The sequence below is a fragment of the Paraburkholderia sp. SIMBA_030 genome (assembly GCF_046535245.1).
Taxonomy (GTDB): Bacteria; Pseudomonadota; Gammaproteobacteria; order Burkholderiales; family Burkholderiaceae; genus Paraburkholderia.
In genome coordinates, this window is the sequence record NZ_JAWRXB010000001.1 from 109496 (window position 1) to 130858 (window position 21363).

General features: G+C 64.2%; 20 protein-coding genes. 12 read left to right on the plus strand and 8 right to left on the minus strand.

Going from position 1 to position 21363, the window contains the following annotated elements:
• The first annotated feature begins 35 nt into the window (after positions 1-35).
• The 6 genes from dapC (at position 36) to cls (ending at position 6348) form a co-directional block, all read left to right on the plus strand.
• Positions 36-1253, plus strand: a complete 1218-nt coding sequence (gene dapC / locus SB772_RS00460) for a succinyldiaminopimelate transaminase (protein ID WP_410831331.1) — start codon at positions 36-38, stop codon at positions 1251-1253.
• 72 nt (positions 1254-1325) lie between these two features.
• On the plus strand, positions 1326-2153 hold the full coding sequence (gene dapD, locus SB772_RS00465; RefSeq protein ID WP_410831332.1) for a 2,3,4,5-tetrahydropyridine-2,6-dicarboxylate N-succinyltransferase: 828 nt from the start codon (positions 1326-1328) through the stop codon (positions 2151-2153).
• Positions 2153-2518 carry an ArsC family reductase gene (locus SB772_RS00470; protein WP_341315196.1) on the plus strand — a complete coding sequence of 122 codons (366 nt, stop codon included), beginning with the start codon at positions 2153-2155 and terminating at the stop codon, positions 2516-2518. The genes dapD and SB772_RS00470 overlap by 1 nt, the downstream gene beginning before the upstream one ends.
• Positions 2519-2649: 131 nt before the next feature.
• A complete protein-coding gene (dapE, locus tag SB772_RS00475; RefSeq protein ID WP_410831333.1) occupies positions 2650-3789 on the plus strand; it encodes a succinyl-diaminopimelate desuccinylase in 1140 nt (379 codons plus the stop codon).
• A gap of 16 nt (positions 3790-3805) precedes the next feature.
• Positions 3806-4690: a 50S ribosomal protein L3 N(5)-glutamine methyltransferase gene (gene prmB, locus SB772_RS00480; protein ID WP_410831334.1), complete on the plus strand. Its 885-nt coding sequence runs from the start codon at positions 3806-3808 to the stop codon at positions 4688-4690.
• Positions 4691-4908: 218 nt separating this feature from the next.
• Positions 4909-6348, plus strand: coding sequence for a cardiolipin synthase (gene cls, locus SB772_RS00485; RefSeq protein ID WP_410831335.1), 1440 nt, complete (start codon positions 4909-4911; stop codon positions 6346-6348).
• A gap of 28 nt (positions 6349-6376) precedes the next feature.
• On the opposite strand, the gene SB772_RS00490 is transcribed toward cls, so the two are convergent.
• The gene (locus SB772_RS00490) at positions 6377-6856 is read right to left on the minus strand and encodes a glutathione peroxidase (protein ID WP_341315192.1); all 480 of its coding nucleotides are present in this window, start codon (positions 6854-6856) and stop codon (positions 6377-6379) included.
• Positions 6857-6991: 135 nt separating this feature from the next.
• Between SB772_RS00490 and SB772_RS00495 the strand changes: the two genes are divergently transcribed.
• Complete coding sequence (locus SB772_RS00495) at positions 6992-8926, plus strand: ATP-binding cassette domain-containing protein (protein ID WP_410831336.1); 1935 nt, start codon at positions 6992-6994, stop codon at positions 8924-8926.
• Positions 8927-9031: 105 nt separating this feature from the next.
• Positions 9032-10105, plus strand: coding sequence for a CaiB/BaiF CoA transferase family protein (locus SB772_RS00500; RefSeq protein ID WP_410831804.1), 1074 nt, complete (start codon positions 9032-9034; stop codon positions 10103-10105).
• A gap of 24 nt (positions 10106-10129) precedes the next feature.
• Here the strand turns inward: SB772_RS00500 and SB772_RS00505 are convergent, their stop codons facing one another.
• The 3 genes from SB772_RS00505 to alr all read right to left on the minus strand — a co-directional run bounded on the left by SB772_RS00505 (position 10130) and on the right by alr (position 13061).
• Positions 10130-10408 (minus strand): DUF2866 domain-containing protein, encoded by a 279-nt coding sequence (locus tag SB772_RS00505; RefSeq protein ID WP_341315190.1) that lies wholly within the window; start codon positions 10406-10408, stop codon positions 10130-10132.
• 144 nt (positions 10409-10552) lie between these two features.
• Positions 10553-11929, minus strand: coding sequence for a DNA repair protein RadA (gene radA, locus SB772_RS00510; protein WP_410831337.1), 1377 nt, complete (start codon positions 11927-11929; stop codon positions 10553-10555).
• Between the two features lie 61 nt (positions 11930-11990).
• The gene (gene alr, locus SB772_RS00515; RefSeq protein ID WP_410831338.1) at positions 11991-13061 is read right to left on the minus strand and encodes an alanine racemase; all 1071 of its coding nucleotides are present in this window, start codon (positions 13059-13061) and stop codon (positions 11991-11993) included.
• A gap of 218 nt (positions 13062-13279) precedes the next feature.
• Here alr and lplT point away from each other — a divergent pair, with 218 nt between their 5' ends.
• Together lplT and thiD are read left to right on the plus strand one after the other, a co-directional pair.
• On the plus strand, positions 13280-14587 hold the full coding sequence (gene lplT, locus SB772_RS00520; RefSeq protein WP_410831339.1) for a lysophospholipid transporter LplT: 1308 nt from the start codon (positions 13280-13282) through the stop codon (positions 14585-14587).
• A gap of 58 nt (positions 14588-14645) precedes the next feature.
• Complete coding sequence (gene thiD, locus SB772_RS00525) at positions 14646-15452, plus strand: bifunctional hydroxymethylpyrimidine kinase/phosphomethylpyrimidine kinase (RefSeq protein ID WP_410831340.1); 807 nt, start codon at positions 14646-14648, stop codon at positions 15450-15452.
• 68 nt (positions 15453-15520) lie between these two features.
• Here thiD and SB772_RS00530 read toward each other — a convergent pair whose 3' ends face one another.
• Genes SB772_RS00530 through tsaB form a run of 4 tightly spaced genes read right to left on the minus strand, consistent with a single transcriptional unit; the run spans position 15521 to position 18804 of the window.
• Positions 15521-16519: a DUF1853 family protein gene (locus SB772_RS00530; protein WP_410831805.1), complete on the minus strand. Its 999-nt coding sequence runs from the start codon at positions 16517-16519 to the stop codon at positions 15521-15523.
• Positions 16519-17526: a uracil-DNA glycosylase family protein gene (locus tag SB772_RS00535; protein WP_410831341.1), complete on the minus strand. Its 1008-nt coding sequence runs from the start codon at positions 17524-17526 to the stop codon at positions 16519-16521. The genes SB772_RS00530 and SB772_RS00535 overlap by 1 nt, the downstream gene beginning before the upstream one ends.
• Entirely contained in the window at positions 17513-18007 is a 495-nt protein-coding gene (rimI, locus tag SB772_RS00540) for a ribosomal protein S18-alanine N-acetyltransferase (protein ID WP_410831342.1), read from the minus strand. Before rimI ends, SB772_RS00535 begins: the two co-directional genes overlap by 14 nt.
• On the minus strand, positions 18004-18804 hold the full coding sequence (tsaB, locus tag SB772_RS00545) for a tRNA (adenosine(37)-N6)-threonylcarbamoyltransferase complex dimerization subunit type 1 TsaB (protein WP_410831343.1): 801 nt from the start codon (positions 18802-18804) through the stop codon (positions 18004-18006). The genes rimI and tsaB overlap by 4 nt, the downstream gene beginning before the upstream one ends.
• 187 nt (positions 18805-18991) lie before the next feature.
• Between tsaB and SB772_RS00550 the strand changes: the two genes are divergently transcribed.
• Together SB772_RS00550 and SB772_RS00555 are read left to right on the plus strand one after the other, a co-directional pair.
• Positions 18992-19261, plus strand: coding sequence for an acyl-CoA-binding protein (locus SB772_RS00550; protein WP_410831806.1), 270 nt, complete (start codon positions 18992-18994; stop codon positions 19259-19261).
• A gap of 410 nt (positions 19262-19671) precedes the next feature.
• Positions 19672-21276 carry a DEAD/DEAH box helicase gene (locus SB772_RS00555; RefSeq protein WP_410831344.1) on the plus strand — a complete coding sequence of 535 codons (1605 nt, stop codon included), beginning with the start codon at positions 19672-19674 and terminating at the stop codon, positions 21274-21276.
• The last annotated feature ends 87 nt before the right edge of the window (positions 21277-21363 follow it).

The window sequence follows — 21363 nt, forward strand, 5'->3', positions numbered from 1 at the left end:
TCTGCGCCCATCTTCGATCAGGCTCGATCCGCCCAGTGAACCCGCTACTCGACTCCCTCCAGCCCTATCCGTTCGAAAAGCTGCGCGCGCTTTTCAAGGACGTCACGCCGCCGGCCGGCCTCGCGCACATCAGCTTCGGCATCGGCGAGCCGAAACATCCGACGCCGGCGCTGATTCGCGACGCCGTGGTCGCGTCGCTCGGCGGTTTGTCAGCCTATCCGGCAACCATCGGCTCGCTGCCGCTGCGCGAATCGATCGCGAAGTGGGTCACGCAGCGCTATAACCTGCCGCCAGTCGACCCGACCACGCAGGTGCTGCCGGTGTCGGGCTCGCGCGAGGCGCTGTTCGCGCTCGCGCAGACGGTCATCGACCCGAAACGGAATGCGTCGGGCGAGCGTGCGATCGTACTCTGTCCGAACCCGTTCTACCAAATCTATGAAGGTGCGGCGATCCTGGCGGGCGCCCAGCCGTACTTCGTCAATAGCGATCCGGCGCGCAATTTCGCCTGCGACTATTCAGCGGTGCCGGCGGATATCTGGGCTCGCACGCAGCTGCTGTACGTGTGCTCGCCGGGCAATCCGACCGGCGCCGTGCTCACGCTCGACGACTGGCGCGAGCTGTTCGCGCTGTCGGACCGCTACGGCTTCGTGATCGCGTCGGACGAGTGCTACTCGGAAATTTACTTCGACGAAGCCAACCCGCCGCTCGGCGGCCTGGAAGCCGCGCACAAGCTCGGCCGCGGCTTCGAGCGCCTCGTGATGCTGTCGAGCCTGTCCAAGCGCTCGAACGTGCCGGGCATGCGCTCGGGGTTCGTCGCGGGCGACGCCGACGTCCTCAAAGCCTTCCTGCTATACCGGACATACCACGGCGCAGCCTTGTCGACGGTGTTCCAGAGTGCCAGCATCGCGGCCTGGAACGACGAAACGCACGTGCGCGAGAACCGCGCGAAGTACGTGCAGAAGTTTTCCACCGTGACACCGATGCTCGCCGGGGTGCTCGACGTGCGGTTGCCGGACGCCGCGTTCTACCTGTGGGCCGACGTGTCGCGCACGGGCCTCCCGGACACCGGGTTCGCCCGGCGCCTCTACGCCGACTATAATGTGACGGTTCTGCCGGGCTCGTTCCTCGCGCGCACTGCGCACGGCGTGAATCCCGGCCGCAATTTCGTACGCATGGCGCTCGTCGCCGATGTCGACGAATGCACGCAAGGCGCACAACGAATCGTCGATTTTTGCCGCGCGTTGGCGGGTTGAGGCTTTATCGCCGATCACGCTCGCGCATCGCATCCTCTTCTTCAGACTTCAACTCTTCGATAAAGCACGCATATGTCGCAACAACTTCAGCAGATCATTGACACCGCCTGGGAAAGCCGCGCCGACCTGTCGCCGAAGGCCGCGCCGGCCGAGGTGCGCGACGCCGTCGCACATGCAATCGAGCAACTGGACAAGGGCGCGCTGCGCGTCGCAGAAAAGAAAGACGGCGACTGGGTTGTCAATCAATGGCTGAAGAAAGCCGTGCTGCTGTCGTTCCGCCTCGAAGACAACGTGGTGCAGGCGGCTGGCACCTACACGCAGTTCTACGACAAGGTGCCCTCGAAATTCGCCAGCTACACCGCTGAAGACTTCGCCGCCGGTGGCTTCCGCGTGGTGCCGCCCGCGATCGCGCGCCGCGGCTCGTTCATCGCGAAGAACGTCGTGCTGATGCCGTCGTACACCAACATCGGCGCCTACGTCGACGAAGGCACGATGGTCGACACGTGGGCGACCGTCGGTTCGTGCGCGCAGATCGGCAAGAACGTCCACCTGTCCGGCGGCGTGGGCATCGGCGGCGTACTGGAGCCGCTGCAGGCCAATCCGGTCATCATCGAAGACAACTGCTTCATCGGCGCGCGTTCGGAAGTGGTGGAAGGCGTGATCGTGGAAGAAAACTCGGTGATCTCGATGGGCGTGTACCTCGGCCAGAGCACCAAAATTTACGACCGCGAAACCGGCGAAGTCACGTACGGCCGCATTCCGGCGGGCTCGGTGGTGGTGGCAGGCAACCTGCCGTCGAAAGACGGCTCGCACAGCCTGTACTGCGCCGTGATCGTCAAAAAGGTCGACGCCAAAACGCGCGCGAAGGTCGGCTTGAACGAGCTGCTGCGAGGCGATTGATGGCACGCGGCACCAAAACCGTCGTCTACGGCATCCCGAACTGCGACACCGTGAAAAAGGCCCGCGTGTGGCTGGAAGAGCACGGCGTCGAGTTCGAATTCCACGACTTCAAGAAACATGGCGTGACCGGGCCGCTCGTGCAGGACTGGCTGAAAGACGTCAAGCTCGACGCGTTGCTGAACCGTCGCGGCACCACGTGGCGTGGCCTGTCGGACGACATGAAGTCGGCGGCGGACACGCAATCGGGCGCGATCGCGTTGATGATCCACAAGCCGTCGGTGATCAAGCGGCCGGTGCTCGTCGTCAACGGGCGTGTGAAGTCGCTCGGTTTTGCGGCGGACGAATACGAAGCGCTGTTTGCGTGATCTGACGCACAAGATCGAACGCAACAAGAAGGCAAGCGCGGCCTCGCCGCGTTGCTCAAAAGCTGTTGCCGGCTGCGGTGCCGCACCGTCAGCCGGCATTTTTTCATTTCAAAGTGGCTTGTACTGAATCCATGTCCGGCACCCTCGCCCTTACCGAACAACTGATCGCGCGCGCCTCCGTGACGCCCGACGACCAGCATTGCCAGCGCCTGCTGATCGAGCGCCTGTCCGCGCTCGGCTTCGAACACGAGACGATCGAATCGAACGGCGTGACCAACCTGTGGGCCGTCAAACGCGGCGTCGACGGCACGCGCGGCAAGCTGCTCGCGTTTGCCGGCCACACGGATGTCGTGCCGACCGGCCCGCTCGAACAATGGAATTCGGCGCCGTTCGAGCCGACCCATCGCGACGGCAAGCTATACGGACGCGGCGCAGCCGACATGAAGACGTCGATCGCCGGCTTCGTGGTGGCAAGCGAAGAGTTCGTCGCCGCGCACCCCGCGCATCGCGGCTCGATCGCGTTCCTGATCACGAGCGATGAAGAAGGCCCCGCCACCGACGGCACCGTCAAAGTCGTCGAAGCGCTGCAGGCGCGCGGCGAGCGCATGGACTACTGCATTGTCGGCGAGCCGACCTCGAGCGCGCAGTTCGGCGACATGGTAAAGAACGGTCGGCGCGGCTCGATGTCGGGCAAGCTGATCGTCAAGGGCGTGCAAGGCCACATCGCGTATCCGCATCTGGCGAAGAATCCGGTGCATCTGCTGGCGCCCGCGCTGGCCGAACTGGTTGCCGAACGCTGGGACGACGGCAACGAATACTTCCCGCCCACCACCTGGCAAGTGTCGAACATTCACGGCGGCACCGGCGCGAGCAACGTGATCCCGGGCCACGCCGACGTGATGTTCAACTTCCGCTTCTCTACGGCGAGCACGGTCGAAGGTTTGCAGGCGCGCGTGCACGCGATCCTCGACAGGCACAACCTTGAATACGATCTGCAGTGGACCGTGAGCGGCCTGCCGTTCCTCACACCGCGCGGCGATCTGTCGAACGCGCTGGCGAAAGCGATCAAGGACGAAACCGGCGTCACGGCCGAACTGTCCACCACCGGCGGCACCTCGGACGGCCGCTTCATCGCGCGCATCTGCGAACAGGTGGTTGAATTCGGCCCGCTGAACGCCAGCATCCACAAGATCGACGAGCATATCGAACTCGCTCACATCGACCCGCTGAAGAACGTGTATCGTCGCGTGCTCGAACAACTGATCGCCTGACCAGGGAATATTTGCGATGACGCTCCCGTTTTCCACCGTCCGCGACCTGCTGCGTTTCGCAGTGTCGCGTTTCAATCAGGCCGAGTTGTCGTTCGGCCACGGCTCGGCCAACGCTTACGACGAAGCCGCCTATCTGATACTGCACACGCTGCATCTGCCGCTCGATCTGCTGGAGCCGTTTCTCGACGCGCGGCTGAGCGCGGCCGAAATCGACGCCGTGCTGAACGTGATCGAACGCCGTGCCGGCGAGCGCGTACCGGCTGCGTACATCACGCAGGAAGCATGGATGCACGGCTTCCGCTTTTACGTGGACGAGCGCGTGATCGTGCCGCGCTCGTTCATCGGCGAACTGCTGCAGGACGGCCTGCAACCGTACGTGGAAGATCCGGAGCAGGTCGGCGCGGTGCTCGAACTGTGCACCGGCTCCGGCTGCCTCGCGATTCTCGCGGCGCACGCGTTTCCGAATGCGGATGTCGATGCGGTCGATCTGTCGGCGCCCGCGCTCGAAGTCGCGACGCGCAACGTTACGGACTACCACCTCGACGACCGCATTGCGCTCTTCGAAGGCGATCTGTACGCGCCGCTCGCCGAGCGCCGCTACGACGTGATCATCTGCAATCCGCCGTATGTGAACGCGGCGTCGATGCAGACGCTGCCCGCCGAGTACAAGCACGAGCCTGACATGGCGCTGGCAGGCGGCGCGGACGGCATGGATATCGTGCGCCGGATCATCGGCGAAGCGCGCAACTGGCTGACCGACGACGGCGTGCTGGCGGTCGAAATCGGCAACGAGCGCGCGAACGTCGAGGCAGCGTTCGGCGGCCTCGACCTCGTATGGCTGTCGACCAGCGCCGGCGACGACAACGTGTTCCTGATTCAGGCCGCGGATCTGCCGGTCTGACGCTTTATCGCTCCTTATCGCTTCATCCGACGATGCGCGCGGCGGCCTGGCGCTGTCCGCCGTGCGCAACGCGTGTCCCTTCCTTGCCGCTTCACCTCCAAGCCGTCAATCGCCGTAGCGCCCCCCAACGTGCGCGCGTTCGGTAAGATGGGCGCGGTCGACTGCCCTCCGCGACTTCAAGCCGCCTGGCAGCGCCCCCGCAAACCCTTCAGCCGCCTATGCAATTCGACTTGCTTCACATCGGCCCGCTGGTCGCCCTCGCCCATATTCTCGGCGTGATCGCCGCATGCCATGCGATTCTGAACACCCGCACATCGCAAGGCGCGATCGCCTGGGCTGTGTCGCTGGTCGCGATGCCGTATCTGACGCTGGTGCCGTACCTGTTCCTCGGCCGCAGCAAGTTTGCCGGCTACGCGGACGCCCGCCGCGTCGAGAACGAATTGCTGCGCACGCGTGCGCATCCGCTGGAATGGGACACGCAGGACTCGTCGGCAGGCCTGCCCACGGAAGAACTCGGCGCGAGCCTTGTGCATTCGTTGACGCGCCTGGGGGGCATGCCGTTCCTGCCGGGCAACTCGGTGCGCACGCTAGTGAACGGCGAAGCGACCTTCGAAGCGATTTTCGAAGCGATCGAAGGCGCGCGCCACTATGTGATCGTGCAGTTCTTCATCGTGCACGACGATGCGCTCGGCGAGATGCTCAAAGACATGCTGATCACAAAAGCGCAGCAAGGCGTACGCGTCTACTTTCTGTACGACAGCATCGGCAGTTTCGATCTGCCCCACCGCTATGTGGCGGCGTTGCGCGCGGCCGGCGTCGAAACGTACCCGTTCGCCACCAATCGCCGTTTCGTCAACCGTTTGCAACTGAACTTCCGCAATCACCGCAAGATCGTCTCGGTCGACGGCGAACGCGCGTTTGTCGGCGGTCACAACGTCGGCGTCGAGTATCTGGGCGGCAAGCCGCCGCTCTCCCCATGGCGCGACACACATATCGAAGTGCGCGGCCCGGCGGTTGCCAGCATCCAGTTCGTGTTCACCGAAGACTGGCATTCGGCGACCCAACAGTTGCCGCAATTCGACATCCCGCCATCCGGGCCGGCCGGTCAAGGCATGCACTGCCTCGTGATGCCGAGCGGCCCGGCCGACAAGCAGGAAACCTGTTCGCTCTTCTTCGTCCAGGCGATCACCGCGGCACGCGAGCGGATCTGGATCACCACGCCTTACCTCGTGCCCGACGAGGCGGTGTTCGCGGCGCTGCGGCTTGCGGTACTGCGCGGCGTGGATGTGCGCATCCTGATTCCGAGCCGGCGCGACCATCTCGTCGTGTTCGAAGCCTCGAAACTCTATGCGTACGACTCGCTGCGCGCGGGCATCCGGATTTTTCGCTACCAGCCGGGCTTCCTGCATCAGAAGGTCGTGCTGATCGACAGCGTGGCCGCCGCGATCGGCAGTGCCAATCTCGACAATCGCTCGTTCCGCCTGAACTTCGAGATCATGGTACTGACCGTGGACCGCGGTTTTGCCAAAGAAGTCGAAGCGATGCTGCTGAAGGATTTCGCCGAGTCGCTCGAAATCGACCGCAACGATTACCGGCAAGCGAGCGCGTTGCGGCGCGTGCTGATGCACGTCGCAAGGTTGTTCTCGCCGATACTGTAGCTACCGCTCTGCTCCACCGCCTGACGGGTTACAGCAGCTTCTCGACGTCTTCGGTAATCGCCTCCGGCTTGGTCAGCGGCGCATAGCGTTTGACCACATTGCCGTCGCGGCCGATCAGGAACTTGGTGAAATTCCACTTGATCGCCTCGAGCCCCAGCAGACCCGGCGCCTCGCCCGTCAAGTAACGAAATAGCGGATGCGCGTTCGCGCCGTTCACGTCGATCTTGTCGAACATCGGGAAGGTCACGCCGTAGTTCTTCTCGCAGAAACTGCCGATCTGCGCAGCGTCGCCCGGCTCCTGCTTGCCGAACTGGTTGCACGGAAAGCCGAGCACCGCGAGGCCGCGCGCCGCGTAGGTGTCGTAGAGCTTTTGCAGGCCCGCATACTGCGGTGTGAACCCGCATTCGCTCGCGGTGTTGACGATCAACAGCACCTTGCCCTGATAGCGCTCCAGACTGACTTCCTCGCCGCCGAGCGTGCGTGCCGAATACGAATAGATCGATGTCATGTTTTCTCCCCGTGAAAGCCTTCAGTCTAAGCTAAATGCCTCGCCGGTACAGTCGGCCGAATGGCCGATCCCAGCTAAGCGCCCGGTGTCAGCCCCGGCAGTCTAAAATAGCGGTTTTCTTCAGCCGGCCTCTTCGTGATCCGCTTTAACCAGTTCAGCCTCGCGCGCGGCACCAAGCCGCTCTTCGAAAACACCACGTTCACCCTCAACCCCGGCGAAAAGGCCGGCCTGGTGGGGGCGAACGGCGCGGGCAAGTCGACGCTGTTTGCCGTGCTGCTCGGCGAACTGCATGCGGACGGCGGCGATTTCTCGATTCCGCCGACCTGGCAGATCGCCCACGTCGCGCAGGAAACGCCCGCCGCCGACAAGACCGCCCTCGCCTATACGCTCGACGGCGACGCCGCGTTGCGCGAGATCGAAGCGCGTATCGCCGCCGCGTCGGCCGCGCATGACGGCGCCGCCGAGGGCGAAGCGCACGCGGCGTTCGCCGACGCCGACGGCTACACCGCGCCCGCCCGTGCCGAAGCGCTGCTGCTCGGTCTAGGCTTCACGCTCGATCAGACGCGCGAGCCGGTCAGCAGCTTCTCGGGCGGCTGGCGCATGCGGCTGAATCTCGCGCAGGCGCTGATGTGCCGCTCCGATTTGCTGCTGCTCGACGAACCGACCAACCACCTGGACCTCGACGCGATCGTCTGGCTCGAAGACTGGCTGAACCGTTATCCGGGCACGCTGATCGTGATCTCGCACGACCGCGAGTTTCTCGATACGGTCTGCAACGTGACGCTGCATCTGGAGTATCAACAGATCAAGCGTTACGGCGGCAACTACTCGCAGTTCGAAATCCTGCGCGCGCAGCAGATCGCGTTGCAGCAAAGCGCGTATGAGAAACAGCAGCGCACCGTCGAGCATTTGCAGAGCTACATCAACCGCTTCAAGGCACAGGCCACCAAGGCGCGCCAGGCGCAAAGCCGCGTGAAGGCGCTCGAAAAGATGGAACTGATCGCGCCGGCGCATGCGTCGTCGCCGTTCACGTTCGAGTTCCGCACGCCCGATTCCGCACCGAATCCGATGATGGTGATGGAAGGCGTGTGCTGCGGCTATCGCAATGACGGCGTCGAGATTCCGATCGTCGAGCATGTGATGCTGTCGATCCAGAACGGCCAGCGCATCGGCCTGCTCGGCGCGAACGGCCAAGGCAAATCGACGCTGATCAAGACGCTGGCCGGCACGCTCGAAGCACTCGGCGGTCATGTGCGCGAAGGCAAGGGTCTGCGCATCGGCTACTTCGCGCAGCACCAACTGGAAACGCTGCGCCCGGACGACACGCCGTTGCAGCATCTGGCGCGGCTCGCGCCGGATACGCGTGAGCAGGAACTGCGCGACTTCCTCGGCAGCTTCAACTTCTCCGGCGAGATGGCGACCTCGAAAATCGCGCCTTTCTCGGGCGGAGAAAAGGCCCGCCTCGCGTTGGCGCTGATCATCTGGCAAAAGCCGAATCTGCTGCTGCTCGACGAGCCGACCAACCACCTGGATCTCGAAACGCGTCACGCGCTGACCATGGCGCTCGCGCAGTTCGAGGGCACGCTGATTCTGGTGTCGCACGACCGGCATCTGCTACGCGCCACGACCGATCAATTCATGCTGGTCGCCAGGCATCGTCTGCAGGAATTCGACGGCGATCTGGACGACTACCGCGACTGGCTGCTGCAACACGCGGCTGAACAACGCGCGGCGTTGAAAGCCGGCGCGGCATCGAACGACGCGGATAGCGCGGACAACGGCGTCAATCGCAAGGAACAGCGCCGTCTCGAAGCCGAAACGCGGCAAAAGCTCGCGCACCTGAAAAAGCCGCTGCAAAGCCGCATCACGAAGATCGAAAAGGAAATGGACTCGCTCAACGCGGAAAAAGCGACGCTCGATGCGTTCGTCGTCGATCCGGCGAGTTACGATCCCGAGCAGAAAAGCAAACTGACGGAGGCGATCCGCCGTCAGGCAGATGTGAACGCGCGCCTCGAAGCGCTCGAAGCCGAATGGCTCGATGCTCACGAGGAACTCGAACAAATCGGTTAGCGGGCACGCAGTTCTCAAGTCCGCGCCGGCATCGATCAGGGGTTGACCTTGTCATCCGTGACTTCATCTGCGTCATCAACTGCGTCGTTATCAACGCCGCCCGCGCTGAAAGGCCTGCGCGTGCTCGATCTGACGCGTCTGTTGCCGGGCCCGGTCGCCGCGTTGCGGCTCGCCGAACTCGGCGCAGACGTGCTGAAGATCGAAGCACCCGGCGCGGGAGACCCCACCCGCACGATGATGCAGTCGTCGAGCGACCGCGTTGCGGGACGGCCCGGCGCGTTTTACCGGCTCGTCAATCGCGGCAAGCGCGAAACGCGTCTCGATCTGAAATCGGATGCGGGACGCAACGTGTTGCGCGCCCTCGCGGCCGAAGCCGATGTGTTGATAGAGAGTTTCCGGCCCGGCGTGATGGAGCGCCTCGGCATCGGCTACGAAACGCTGCGCGCGGCCAATCCCAAACTGGTGTATTGCGCGATCACCGGCTACGGCGCGAGCGGTCCGTTTGCCGGCCATGCCGGCCACGATCTGAACTACATCGGCTACGCGGGCGTGCTCGATCAACTGGCCAACCGCGACGGTGCGCCGATCCTGCCGAACTTCCAGATTGCCGACCTGCTCGGCGGTGCATTGAGCGCGGTGACGCAGATCCTCGCCGCGTTATGGCATGTCTCGCGCGGTGGCGATGGCCGCTTCGTCGACGTATCGATGACCCACGTCACGCACGCGCACAACGTCGTCGCGCAGGTCTCACTTGCCAATGACGGCGTCGCACCGGCCGCAGGCGCCGGTCTGCTGAATGGCGGCGTGCCCTGCTACAACCTGTACAGCACGCTCGACCATCGCTGGCTCGCGGTCGGCGCGCTCGAACTGAAGTTTTGGGAAACCTTGTGCATGGCACTGGACCGGCCCGAATGGGCGACACGCCACTGGAGTCTCGGCCAGGCGATCGGCGGCCCCGACGCGGCCGCGCTGACGCAGGAACTGGCCGACCTGATCGGCAAGCGTCCGCTGGAAGAATGGGTGTTGCTGCTGGAGCCGCTCGACTGTTGCGTGTCGCCGGTGCTGACCCCGGCGGAAGCTGCGCGGCATCCGCTGTTCAATCCGCAGACCTGCGTGGCTACAAGCGAGAGCGAAATAGAAGCCGAACCCGAGGATGACGAGGACCGCTACGCCGGTTAAGGCAAGTGGCCAGCGCCGGGGGCATCAGCGTTTGGCCGCCGTTTGCCGCGGCAAGGTCTGGCGCGGCGTTTTCTCGTCGTCGAACAGCACATGCTTGCGGCCTTCAACGTGACGGTTGATGGTGGCCCGCACTTCCGCGGCGGTTACATGCTCGGCCACCACCCGCCGGGAAATCTGCCCCGTCGTGTCGATCCACTCGACAATCCGGCAAGCACCGCCCCAAGGCTGGCGAATGGGTGCGGAGACGCGACAACCGCGCACCTGCATCGGCCGCTCGGCCACGGTTTCATATGACTGTTTCAAGGCGCAATCCTTTTTTCGGCATCAGAAGGGGGATGCAATACCCCCCAGCTTAGGAAAAAGGAATGTCGGCTGGGTTACAGCCAATATGGAGATATTTACACATCATTACGCCGCCCACGGCGCTGCAGCCGCCCCAGCCCCCGTCTAATCGAGCGTGCGGACCCGGTCGATGGCCTGCTCGATCCTTTCAACCGCAACGACCTGTAAGCCTTCAATCGGCTGCTTCGGTGCATTGGCCTTCGGAATCACCGCGACCGAAAAGCCCAGTTTCGCGGCTTCCTTCAGACGTTCCTGACCGCGCGGCGACGGCCGGATCTCGCCGGCCAGCCCGACTTCGCCGAATACGACCAGCCCCTTCGGCAACGGCTTGTTACGCATCGACGAATGAATTGCGAGCAGCACGGCCAGGTCGGCCGCGGGTTCGGTGATCTTCACGCCGCCCACCGCGTTCAGGAACACGTCCTGATCGAAGCAGGCGATGCCGGCGTGCCGATGCAGCACCGCCAGCAGCATCGCCAGCCGGTTCTGTTCCAGGCCGACCGCGAGCCGGCGCGGATTCGGCGCGTTCGCCGCGTCCACCAGCGCTTGCACTTCGACCAGCAGCGGCCGCGTGCCCTCCTGCGTGACCAGCACGCACGAACCCGGCACGGATTGCTCATGCTGCGACAGAAACAGCGCGGAAGGATTGGCGACGCCGCGCAAACCGCGCTCGGTCATCGCGAACACGCCCAGTTCGTTGACCGCGCCGAAGCGGTTCTTGATCGCGCGCACCAGCCGGAACGACGAATGCGTGTCGCCTTCGAAGTACAACACCGTATCGACGATGTGTTCCAGCACGCGCGGCCCCGCGAGCGCGCCTTCCTTGGTCACGTGGCCGACCATGATGATGGTGGTGCCCGACTGCTTGGCGATTCGCGTCAACTGCGCCGCGCACTCGCGCACCTGCGCGACCGAACCGGGCGCGGAGGTCAACGCGTCGGAATACACCGTCTGGATCGAGTCGATCACCGCGACGTCGGGTCGCTGCTCGGCGATGGTCGCCTGGATCTTTTCGAGCTGGATTTCCGCGAGCAACTGCAACTCGCTGGCCTTCGAGCCGGGCTCGAGCAGCGACAGCCGCTGCGCGCGCAGCGCGATCTGCGCAGCCGATTCTTCGCCGCTGATATAGAGCGCGCGTTTGTCCGCGGCGATTTCCGCGAGCGATTGCAGCAACAGCGTCGATTTGCCGATACCCGGATCGCCGCCGATCAGGACCACGCCGCCCGGCACCAGACCGCCGCCCAGCACACGGTCGAACTCGCTGACGCCGGTCGAAAAGCGCGGCACGTCGGACGCGTCGATATCGGCGAGACGCCGTACCGGCGCGCTTTTCGCGAGCGACTGGAAGCGATGCGTGGACGGCGCTTCCGCCACCGATTCGACCAGCGTGTTCCATGCGTTGCACGAAGGGCACTGCCCGGCCCACTTCGGCGATTGCCCGCCGCATTCACTGCAGATGTACAACGTCTTCTGTTTAGCCACGCGCCCTTGCCTGTTGCTGTTCTATTGATTGATGCGGTGACTCGGTCCGTCAGTGCCGCGCTTATTCGGCGCGCACCGGCACGCGCGGCGCGATGGCGCACATCAGCTCGTAGCCGATCGTGCCGCATGCTTGCGCGACGTCGTCGATCGGCAGCGAAGTACCCCACAATTCGACGCGCGAGCCGACGTTGGCGGTTGGAATCGGCGTCAGGTCGACGGTCAGCATGTCCATCGAGACGCGTCCGACGATCCGCGTCAGCACCCCGTCGACGATCACCGGCGTGCCTTCCGGCGCGATCCGCGGATAACCGTCCGCATAGCCGCAGGCCACCACACCGATGCGCATCGGCCCGCGCGCCTTGAACGACGAGCCATAGCCGACGGTCTGGCCCTCGGCGATGGTTTGCACCGCGATCAGCTCGGAAGCAAACGTCATTGCCGGTTGCAGGCCGGTGCCTGCGATCGCGGCGTTCACGCCGGACGGCGACGCGCCGTACAGAATGATGCCCGGACGCACCCAGTCGAAGTGCGCGGCGGGATGCCACAGCGTCGCCGCCGAATTTGCGAGGCTGCGCGCGCCCGCGATGCCCTGCGCGCCGCGCTCGAACGCTTCCATCTGATCGGCGATACCGCGTTCGCTGTCGGCATCAGAGAAATGGGTCATCAACGTAATCTGGCCGACGCCCTGACAGGCGCGTGCGCGCTCCCATGCGGCACGGAATTTTTCCGGCGTGTAGCCGAGGCGGTTCATGCCGCTGTTCATCTTCAACTGAATGTTGACGGGCTTCGACAGGCGCGCCATTTCCAGCATGCGCAACTGTTCGTCCGAGTGCAGCGCCGTGGTCAGGCTGTAGCGGTCGATCACGTCGATATCGGTCGGACGGAAAAAGCCTTCGAGCAACAAAATCGGTCCAGCCCAGCCCAATTCACGCAACTTCACGGCTTCTTCGAGGTCCAGCAAACCGAAGCCGTCGGTTGCGCGCAGGCCGGGAAAAGCGCGTGCGAGGCCGTGTCCATAGGCGTTTGCCTTGACGACGGCCCAAATCTTGGATTTTGGTGCGTAGCGCCGGGCGACGGCGAGATTATTGGCGAGTGCTGCGGTGTGGATCGTGGCTGAAAGGGGGCGCGGCATGGGATATTTTCGTAAAGACGCTTGCGAATCAGCAGCTTACAGGGCGTTTTCAGCGCTCGGCAGCCCGCTGGGCGGTGCGGTCAAGGATTTTGCTAGTCCGAATCCCGCTATTTTCGTGATATAAAGCCGTGCGCACAACCCATTTCGAACGGCATAAGCCCGGACGCCCTGCACGCGGCCGGGGCGGACAGACCGCAGCGAGGACAGCATCGCATCAGATGAAAAAAGGTTTTTACACCATCATGGCCGCGCAGTTTTTTTCGTCGCTGGCCGACAATGCGCTTCTGATTGCTGCTATCGCACTGCTGAAAGATCTTCACGCTCCAAACTGGATGACGCCGCTGCTCAAGTTGTTCTTTGTGCTGTCATACGTCGTTCTGGCCGCTTTCGTGGGCGCCTTCGCGGACTCCCGCCCGAAAGGGCACGTGATGTTCATCACCAACACCATCAAAGTGATCGGTTGCATCACGATGCTGGTGGGCGCGCATCCATTGCTCGCCTATGGCATCGTCGGCTTTGGCGCGGCGGCCTACTCGCCGGCCAAATACGGGATTCTCACTGAACTGCTGCCGCCTGAGCGGCTGGTGGCCGCGAACGGCTGGATCGAAGGCACCACGGTTGGCTCGATCATTCTCGGCACCGTGCTCGGCGGCGCCTTGATCAGTCCGCACATCGCCGCGCCGATTCTGCGGCACCACATTCCCACCGTCAACACACCCGCCGAAGCGGCGATGCTGGTGATCATGGCGATCTACGTGATCGCCGCGCTGTTCAATCTGCGCATTCCCGACACCGGCGCGCGTTATCCGAAACAGGAACGCGGCCCGATCAAGCTCGTCACCGATTTCGCCGATTGTTTCGTCGTGCTGTGGCGCGACAAGCTCGGCCAGATTTCACTCGCCGTCACCACGCTGTTCTGGGGCGCCGGCGCCACGCTGCAATTCATCGTGCTGAAATGGGCCGAGGTATCGCTCAATATGTCGCTGTCGGAAGCTGCGATCCTGCAGGCCGTGGTGGCCGTGGGCGTGGCGGCCGGCGCGATCTTCGCGGCGTCGCGCATACCGCTGAAGAAATCGCTGTCGGTGCTGCCGGTCGGCATCATGATGGGCATCGCCGTGATGCTGATGGCGTTCTACACGCGCGACCTGTTCCCGGCGCATTGGGGGCTGTATTTCGGCCGCATGCATGTGCCGGGCTATCTGATCGTCGCATATATCTTCCTGATGATCGTCGGCGGCCTGTCGGGTTTTTTCGTCGTGCCGATGAATGCGCTACTCCAGCATCGCGGCCACGTGCTGCTGTCGGCGGGCCATTCGATTGCCGTGCAGAACTTCAACGAGAATCTCTCCGTGCTCGTGATGCTGTGCCTGTACGCCGTGCTGGTCTGGCTCGACGTGCCGGTCACGGTGGTGATCGTGCTGTTCGGCACTTTCGTCTGTCTGATGATGTGGCTCGTGATGCGGCGCCACCAGTCGAATCAGCGCGCCTTCGATTCGGTCGCGCTGATCGGCGAAGTCAAGCACTGACCCGCGGCGAGTTCGCAGTTGTCAAACGGCCCGCGCCTTCTCTCATTCCCGCTTTGCCATGACTCAACCGATTCCCAATGTGCTGACGATCGCCGGTTCCGATTCCGGCGGCGGCGCCGGTATTCAGGCCGACCTGAAAGCCTTCTCGGCGCTCGGCGCTTACGGCGCGAGCGTGATTACCGCGCTGACCGCGCAAAACACGCGCGGCGTCACGGCGATCCACACGCCGGAGCCGGCCTTCATCGCTGCGCAACTCGACGCGGTGTTCGACGATATTCGTATCGATGCGGTGAAGATCGGCATGCTCGCGAACGCGCCGATCGCGCGCGCGGTGGCCGATGCGTTGCGCCGGCACAAGCCGAAGCACATCGTGCTCGACACGGTGATGATTTCGAAGAGCAATCACGCGTTGCTGCTGCCGGATGCAGTCGCGGCAGTGCGCGACGAATTGCTGCCGCTTGCCGATCTGCTGACGCCGAATCTGCCGGAAGCCGCGGCTTTGCTAGGCGTGGAAGCCGCAACGGATGAAGCCGGCATGGTTGCGCAAGGCGAAGCGTTACGTGCGCTCGGCGCGCGTGCGGTGCTGATGAAGGGCGGTCATCTGAGCGCGGCGGATAGCCCCGACTGGCTCGTGCAGGACAGCGGCACGCTGCGCCTGGGCGGTCCGCGCGTGCCGGTGAAGAACACGCATGGGACGGGCTGCACGCTGTCGTCGGCGATTGCTGCGCTGATTCCGCAACGCGACGATCTGGCGAGCGCGGTCGCCGATGCGAAGCTGTATCTGACCGGCGCGTTGCAAGCGAGCGATCGACTCGACGTCGGCCACGGCGTCGGACCAGTGCATCATTTTTATCGGTGGTGGTGAGGGGCTGAGCCGGCGCTGCCGCTGCATTGCGCAGCCACGCTGCCGATGCCATCACCCTCTGGCTACAACTATTGCCGCGCGTAGGCTTGCGCCAGTTGCGGCCAGTCGTCGGGCACGATGAAACCACGCGAGCGTTCAAGCCAGCCACCCGCGCTGCCATTGGCGAACGCCGCGACCATCGTCGGTCCATGTTGATGCGAGATTTGCGCAGCGAGCGTTTGCGCATCGACGAAAGCCACCCCCGCCTCTTCCGCCGCATCGGGCTCATGCCGCCGCGGCGCCAGCCATTCCAGTCGCGGCAGCGTGCGCCACGTCTGCGCATGCGCCGCCGCGAAAGCCGGCCAATCGCCACGCGTCACCCACCAGCCGCGCCCATGTGAAGGATTGAGCACGGCCAGATCATCCGGCGACTCGCCATGCCGGTAAAACAGCCAGCCTTTGACGAACATTTGCGGAGTCCACGGCCCACCATAGCCGAGCGCCGCGAATTCTTCGCGCGCACTCAACGGCAACTGATGATTCAGCAGATGCGCGAGCTTCAGATCGAAGCGGTCCTTCAGATTCGGGCCGACGTAATCCGCCAGTTGCCCCCGGCCGGCGCCGGCATGCAGGTAGCACTTCACAGCCAATTCCCAATGCAACCGCGCGCCCCGCTGCGTCTGAACCAGAAAATCGCATTCGCCGAGCGTGACGCCCGAGCGCCGCAGCGGGACGCCGGCCGCGACCAGCCGCGCCGCGGGCCCGTGCTTCAGAAACCAGGCGAGCAGACGTTCGGCGTATCGACCAAGGCGCGTGACGCGCGTCGCCGCGAGCTCGCGCTGCAATTCGGCCGGATCGGCGTCGAGCGCGCGCAACCAGTCGATGGTCGCGTTTGCTTCATGCGGCGTGTCGAACGGGATAGCCAGCGCGCCCACGGGTGGCTGCGCTCGCAGCAAATCGGCGCTCAGCAGCAGCCACGCCAGATCGCGCACCGCCGGGACGCGCAATGTGTCGAGAAGCGTATCGAGGAACGCGGCGGATGCGCCCGGCGAAGCGGTGAGGTCCACCGTCGGCCCCGTGGCGGCCATCACTTCGCTTCGTTCGAAGCCGCGCCGCCCGCCTTGCGCCACGTGTCGCGCGCGAGGCACAGATCGGCCCAGGCCTTCGCCTTGTCGGGCAGACTGCGCAGCAGATACGCCGGGTGATACGTGACGATGACCGGTACCCCTTCGTATTCGTGAACACGGCCGCGCAGCGACGAAATGCTCGCATCGGTTTTCAGCAGACTCTGCGCGGCGAAGCGGCCGAGCGCGACGATCAGCTTCGGCTTGACCAATTCGACCTGGCGTTGCAGATAAGGCTCGCAACGCGCGACTTCGTCGGGCTCGGGATTGCGGTTGCCAGGCGGCCGGCACTTGATCACGTTGGCGATATAGACGTTGGTGTCGCGCGCGAGTGTCAGCGAACCCAGCATGTTGTCGAGCAGTTTGCCGGCCTGGCCGACGAACGGCTCGCCCTGGCGGTCTTCGTTCTCGCCAGGCGCTTCGCCGATCAGCATCCAGTCGGCGTTGCGATCGCCGACGCCGAACACCGTATTCGTACGTTTCTCGCACAGACGACAGCGTTCGCAGCCGGCGACGCGCTCGCTCAACGCGTCCCAATCGAGCCGCTGGATCGGCGGCAATGCGTCCGGCGTCTCGCGGCGCGCTTCGGCACTCGCGTGGGCCGGATCATGGGCTGGCTCAGGGGCCGGCAGATCGTCGAACCAGGCGAAATCGTCGTCGGGCGGGGTTTCGCTGAACGAGGACGGCGAAGTTTGCCGGCCCGGCTCGCTATGTTGCGCAGGCGAACGGCGCTCGTTCGGCTCGCGCGCGGCGGGCGACGCTTGAGGAGCCGCGACCCGCGAGTCCGCTGCAGGCGGTTCTTCATGGCGCGCGCTTGTGGGCGCCGCGTCCTCGAGAGCTGGCTGCGCGTTGCCGACCTGCACGTCGGAGGCAAGCTCCACAGCCTCGACCGACGCGACCGCCGCCATCCCGCGACGCACCCACAGTGGCGCGAGTCCGAACTCTTCCAGTACCGATTCATGCAGCGCCATCTGCGCCCTCCCTGACAAACGAATAACGCATCACGATGGCGTCCTCCCGGCTGCGATGCCGCGCCGGATAATAGTTTTTGCGGCGGCCAATCGACGCAAAACCGAAACGTTCGTACAGCCGGATCGCCCGATGATTCGACGGCCGTACTTCGAGCAGCAGACCGTCGAGTTTTTCGGTGCGCGTGATACGCACCGCTTCGCGCAACAACGCGAGCCCTGCGCCGGCGCCCTGCGCGGCGGGCGTCACGCACAAATTGAGCAGATGCATTTCATCGACGACCGGCATCAGCACGCAATAGCCGATCAACGTACCTGTCACGTGACGCAGACAGATGCCGAAATAGCCGTTGCGCAGCGAATCGCCAAAATTGCCGCGACTCCAGGGGAATTCGTAGGCGATCTTTTCGATTGCGGCGACTTCGTCCAGATCGCCTTCGGTCATCGGCGACATGTAGCGGTCCGCGAGCAACACACCACTCATTGCCGGCCCTCGCCCTGATGCAGGTCGTGCGCCACCTTTGCCGCGAGTTCGGCCTTGGCGGCTTTTTCGGCGACGCGTTCCGCCGTGGTCTGGGCAACTTTATCGCGCACGTATTCCGGCGCGGCCTGGTCGGCGGGCACGGTGCGGCCGGCGCGAAACGCGCGTAGCGCAGCGTACGCGATGGGTAGCGCATGCGGCAGCGCTTCGCCGTCGACCGTTCGCGCAGCCGCGACGGCGGGCAATCGCGCGCCGAAGGCCGCGGCAGCGTTGCCGGCCAGCGTGAACGGCGCAGCGGGCAAGACGAGGCGCTCGGGGACATCGAGCGAAGCCGGCTGGAGCGTGCGCCACTCGCCTTGAGCGTCGTCCCATGCGTAGTCGGCCCAATAGATTTCGTCCATGCGGGCATCGAGCGCGGCGAGCACGCGGGCCGCCGATGGATCGCGCAGCCGGGCGCTTTCCGCGCAAGCGAGCAAAGTGCTGATCGGCACGACCGGCAGGTTCAGGCCGAATGCCAGACCTTGGGCGACACCGGTTGCCGTGCGAAGACCCGTGAACGAGCCCGGACCCGAGCCGAAGGCGATGGCGTTGCAGTCGGCCAGCTTCAGACCCGCTTCGTCGAAGAGTTCGCGGATCGCGGGCAGGAGGCGCGTGCTGGAGACTGCGCCGGTTTGCTCGTGGCGCACCCAGATACGGGGTTCAGGGCCGGCGTGAGCCGATGATTCGCCGGCGGCGGATAGAAGCGCCACCGAGCAGAATTCGGTCGATGTATCGAGGGCAAGAAGCACAGTTTGACTCATGACGCGTATTGTAATCGGCACCGCTCGTGCGAATGTGGTTTTGGGTTGTCCTCCGGTTTTTGCTTTTCATGGAAACCCCAAAACCGTTTGGAATAACCCCTCAGTCCCGCGGCAGCATCCAATTGCTATGATCACCAGCCAGGCCCCAAACAAAACCAGACCCTGCCCGGAGGGCAAAAACCAAACCATGACAGACATCAACACCCAATTCACGCAAGCCCAGGAAGACGCAAAGCAATTGCCGGAGCGCCCGGGCAATCTCACCCTCCTGCGTCTCTACGCGCTCTTCAAACAGGCCACCGACGGCGACGTCCACGGCGACAAACCCGGCTTCACCGACATCGTCGGAAAATACAAATACGATGCATGGGCCGCTCTAAAAGGCACGCCCCAGGACGCCGCGAAGCAACAATATGTCGATCTGGTCGAATCCCTCAAAAGCGGCGCGTCAGCCTAAGCTAGCCCCACAGCGGGCATCAGCAGACAAAACGAAACTTTTCCGCCAGGAAATATCCTAATGGTGGCGCAGTGCAACAAAACCCTATACAATGCTGCCTGCGCTTCACTGCTTTGCCCGGCTATCCTCTAGCGGCTTTTGCGGCGCAGCGCCTCGTAGCGTTTAGCTCCAATCCAGTTTAGAACCTGTCCCCTCCTGCCTAGCCCCCTACGGGCGATCATGTACCAGGCTGGCGGCACGCCGTGTTGGCATGTCGCAACCGATACAGCTTCTAACGAAAAGCTCGCCTTGATTATCGCGAGCTGCCCCCGTTTTTCGATTTGCTCGCTGCTTCTTTGCTCGCTGAATCCGACGACTTGGGTATGCCGATTGGCGCCGACGTATTAATTCCCTGTGTACCAAGGATTCTCATGACTTCGAGCAATACCCCCAGCAGCCCGTTGAACGCCATCGCCGACCAAGCCCTCGGTCTCGCCGACGCGCCCGCGCAAGCTGCAGCAGTCGCTGCCGCTCCGCAAGCCGTTGCCGCTGAAGCCGCAGCGCCGGCCGGCCCGACGTTCGCGTCGCTCGGTCTTTCCGCGGATGTCGTCTCCGCGCTGACCGTCGCTGGTTACCAAAACCCGACTCCGGTTCAGCAACGCGCGATCCCCGCCGCCATCGCCGGGCGCGATCTGATGGTCTCGAGCCCGACCGGTTCGGGCAAGACCGCCGCGTTCATGCTGCCCGCCATCGAGCGTTTCTCGCAACTGCAAAAGGCACAAGCCAGCCAGCCGCGTGAACCGCGTCCGGCGGACGGCGGCCGCACGCGCCGTCCGCAACCGGTTGCCCGTCCGACCATGCTGGTTCTGACGCCGACCCGCGAACTCGCGATGCAGGTCACGACCGCCGCTGCTACGTATGGCAAGCACCTGAAGCGCCTGCGCACCGTCAGCATTCTGGGCGGCGTCGCTTACGGTCAACAATTGATGCTGCTGGCAAAGAACCCGGAAATCCTGGTTGCCACGCCGGGCCGTCTGATCGACCACCTGGAACGCGGCCGCATCGATCTGTCGCAACTGCAGATCCTCGTGCTCGACGAAGCCGACCGCATGCTCGACATGGGCTTTATCGAAGACATCGAAACGATCGTTGCCGCTACGCCGGCTTCGCGTCAAACGATGCTGTTCTCGGCCACGCTCGACGGCAAGATCGGTTCACTGACCGGCCGTCTGCTGAAGGATCCGGAACGGATCGAGATCGTCCAGCGTCTGGAACAGCGCACGAACATCGCGCAAACCGTCCATTATGTTGACGACCGCGATCACAAGGATCGTCTGCTCGACCATCTGCTGCGCGACGCCGGCCTCGACCAGGCTATCGTCTTCACGGCAACCAAGATGGACGCCGACCAACTGGCCGGCCGTCTGGCCGACGCGGGTTTCGAATCGGCCGCTCTGCACGGCGACCTGCCGCAAGGCGCACGTAACCGCACGATCCGCGCACTGCGCGAGCGCCGTGTGCGCGTGCTGGTCGCCACGGACGTCGCCGCTCGCGGCATCGACATCCCGGGCATCACGCACGTGTTCAACTACGATCTGCCGAAGTTCGCTGAAGACTACGTGCACCGTATCGGCCGTACCGGCCGTGCTGGCCGCTCGGGCATCGCAGTGAGCCTCGTGCATCACGCCGAGCAAGGCGCGTTGAAGCGCATCGAGCGTTTCGTGCGCACGCCGCTGCCGGTCAACGTTGTCGAAGGCTTCGAGCCGCGCAAGTCGGCTCCGTCGGGCAACGGCCGTCCTGGCTTTGGCGGCCGTGGCCGTCCGGGCGGCGGCAACGGCGGTGGCCGTCGTTTCGGCAGCGGTGCTGGCAAACCGGCCGGTAACGGCGGCGGCGCTCGCAGCGGTAGCGGCAATGGCGGCGGCTGGGCCGGCAAGTCGGCTGGCGGCGGTTCGCGTGAAGGCTACGGCGGTTCGCGTGACGGCGGCTACGGCGCACGCCGCAGCGACGGCCCGCGTGCGGCGCGCCGCGGCAGCTAAGTTGCAGCTAAGTTGCAGCTAAGTCACGACTGTGCAACAGCTATTCGCGTAGCTCGATCTGTACAGAAGTCAGCTTGAAAAGACCCG

Bases quoted from the DNA above. Each gene is read 5' to 3' on its own strand.
- SB772_RS00530 (WP_410831805.1), bottom strand. From the start codon at position 16,519: ATGGCCGCCACGGGGCCGACGGTGGACCTCACCGCTTCGCCGGGCGCA.
- SB772_RS00550 (WP_410831806.1), top strand. From the start codon at position 18,992: ATGACAGACATCAACACCCAATTCACGCAAGCCCAGGAAGACGCAAAG.
- SB772_RS00555 (WP_410831344.1), top strand. From the start codon at position 19,672: ATGACTTCGAGCAATACCCCCAGCAGCCCGTTGAACGCCATCGCCGAC.
- cls (WP_410831335.1), top strand. From the start codon at position 4,909: ATGCAATTCGACTTGCTTCACATCGGCCCGCTGGTCGCCCTCGCCCAT.
- dapD (WP_410831332.1), top strand. From the start codon at position 1,326: ATGTCGCAACAACTTCAGCAGATCATTGACACCGCCTGGGAAAGCCGC.
- lplT (WP_410831339.1), top strand. From the start codon at position 13,280: ATGAAAAAAGGTTTTTACACCATCATGGCCGCGCAGTTTTTTTCGTCG.
- rimI (WP_410831342.1), bottom strand. From the start codon at position 18,007: ATGAGTGGTGTGTTGCTCGCGGACCGCTACATGTCGCCGATGACCGAA.
- dapE (WP_410831333.1), top strand. From the start codon at position 2,650: ATGTCCGGCACCCTCGCCCTTACCGAACAACTGATCGCGCGCGCCTCC.
- alr (WP_410831338.1), bottom strand. From the start codon at position 13,061: ATGCCGCGCCCCCTTTCAGCCACGATCCACACCGCAGCACTCGCCAAT.
- SB772_RS00490 (WP_341315192.1), bottom strand. From the start codon at position 6,856: ATGACATCGATCTATTCGTATTCGGCACGCACGCTCGGCGGCGAGGAA.
- SB772_RS00470 (WP_341315196.1), top strand. From the start codon at position 2,153: ATGGCACGCGGCACCAAAACCGTCGTCTACGGCATCCCGAACTGCGAC.
- tsaB (WP_410831343.1), bottom strand. From the start codon at position 18,804: ATGAGTCAAACTGTGCTTCTTGCCCTCGATACATCGACCGAATTCTGC.
- prmB (WP_410831334.1), top strand. From the start codon at position 3,806: ATGACGCTCCCGTTTTCCACCGTCCGCGACCTGCTGCGTTTCGCAGTG.
- thiD (WP_410831340.1), top strand. From the start codon at position 14,646: ATGACTCAACCGATTCCCAATGTGCTGACGATCGCCGGTTCCGATTCC.
- SB772_RS00535 (WP_410831341.1), bottom strand. From the start codon at position 17,526: ATGGCGCTGCATGAATCGGTACTGGAAGAGTTCGGACTCGCGCCACTG.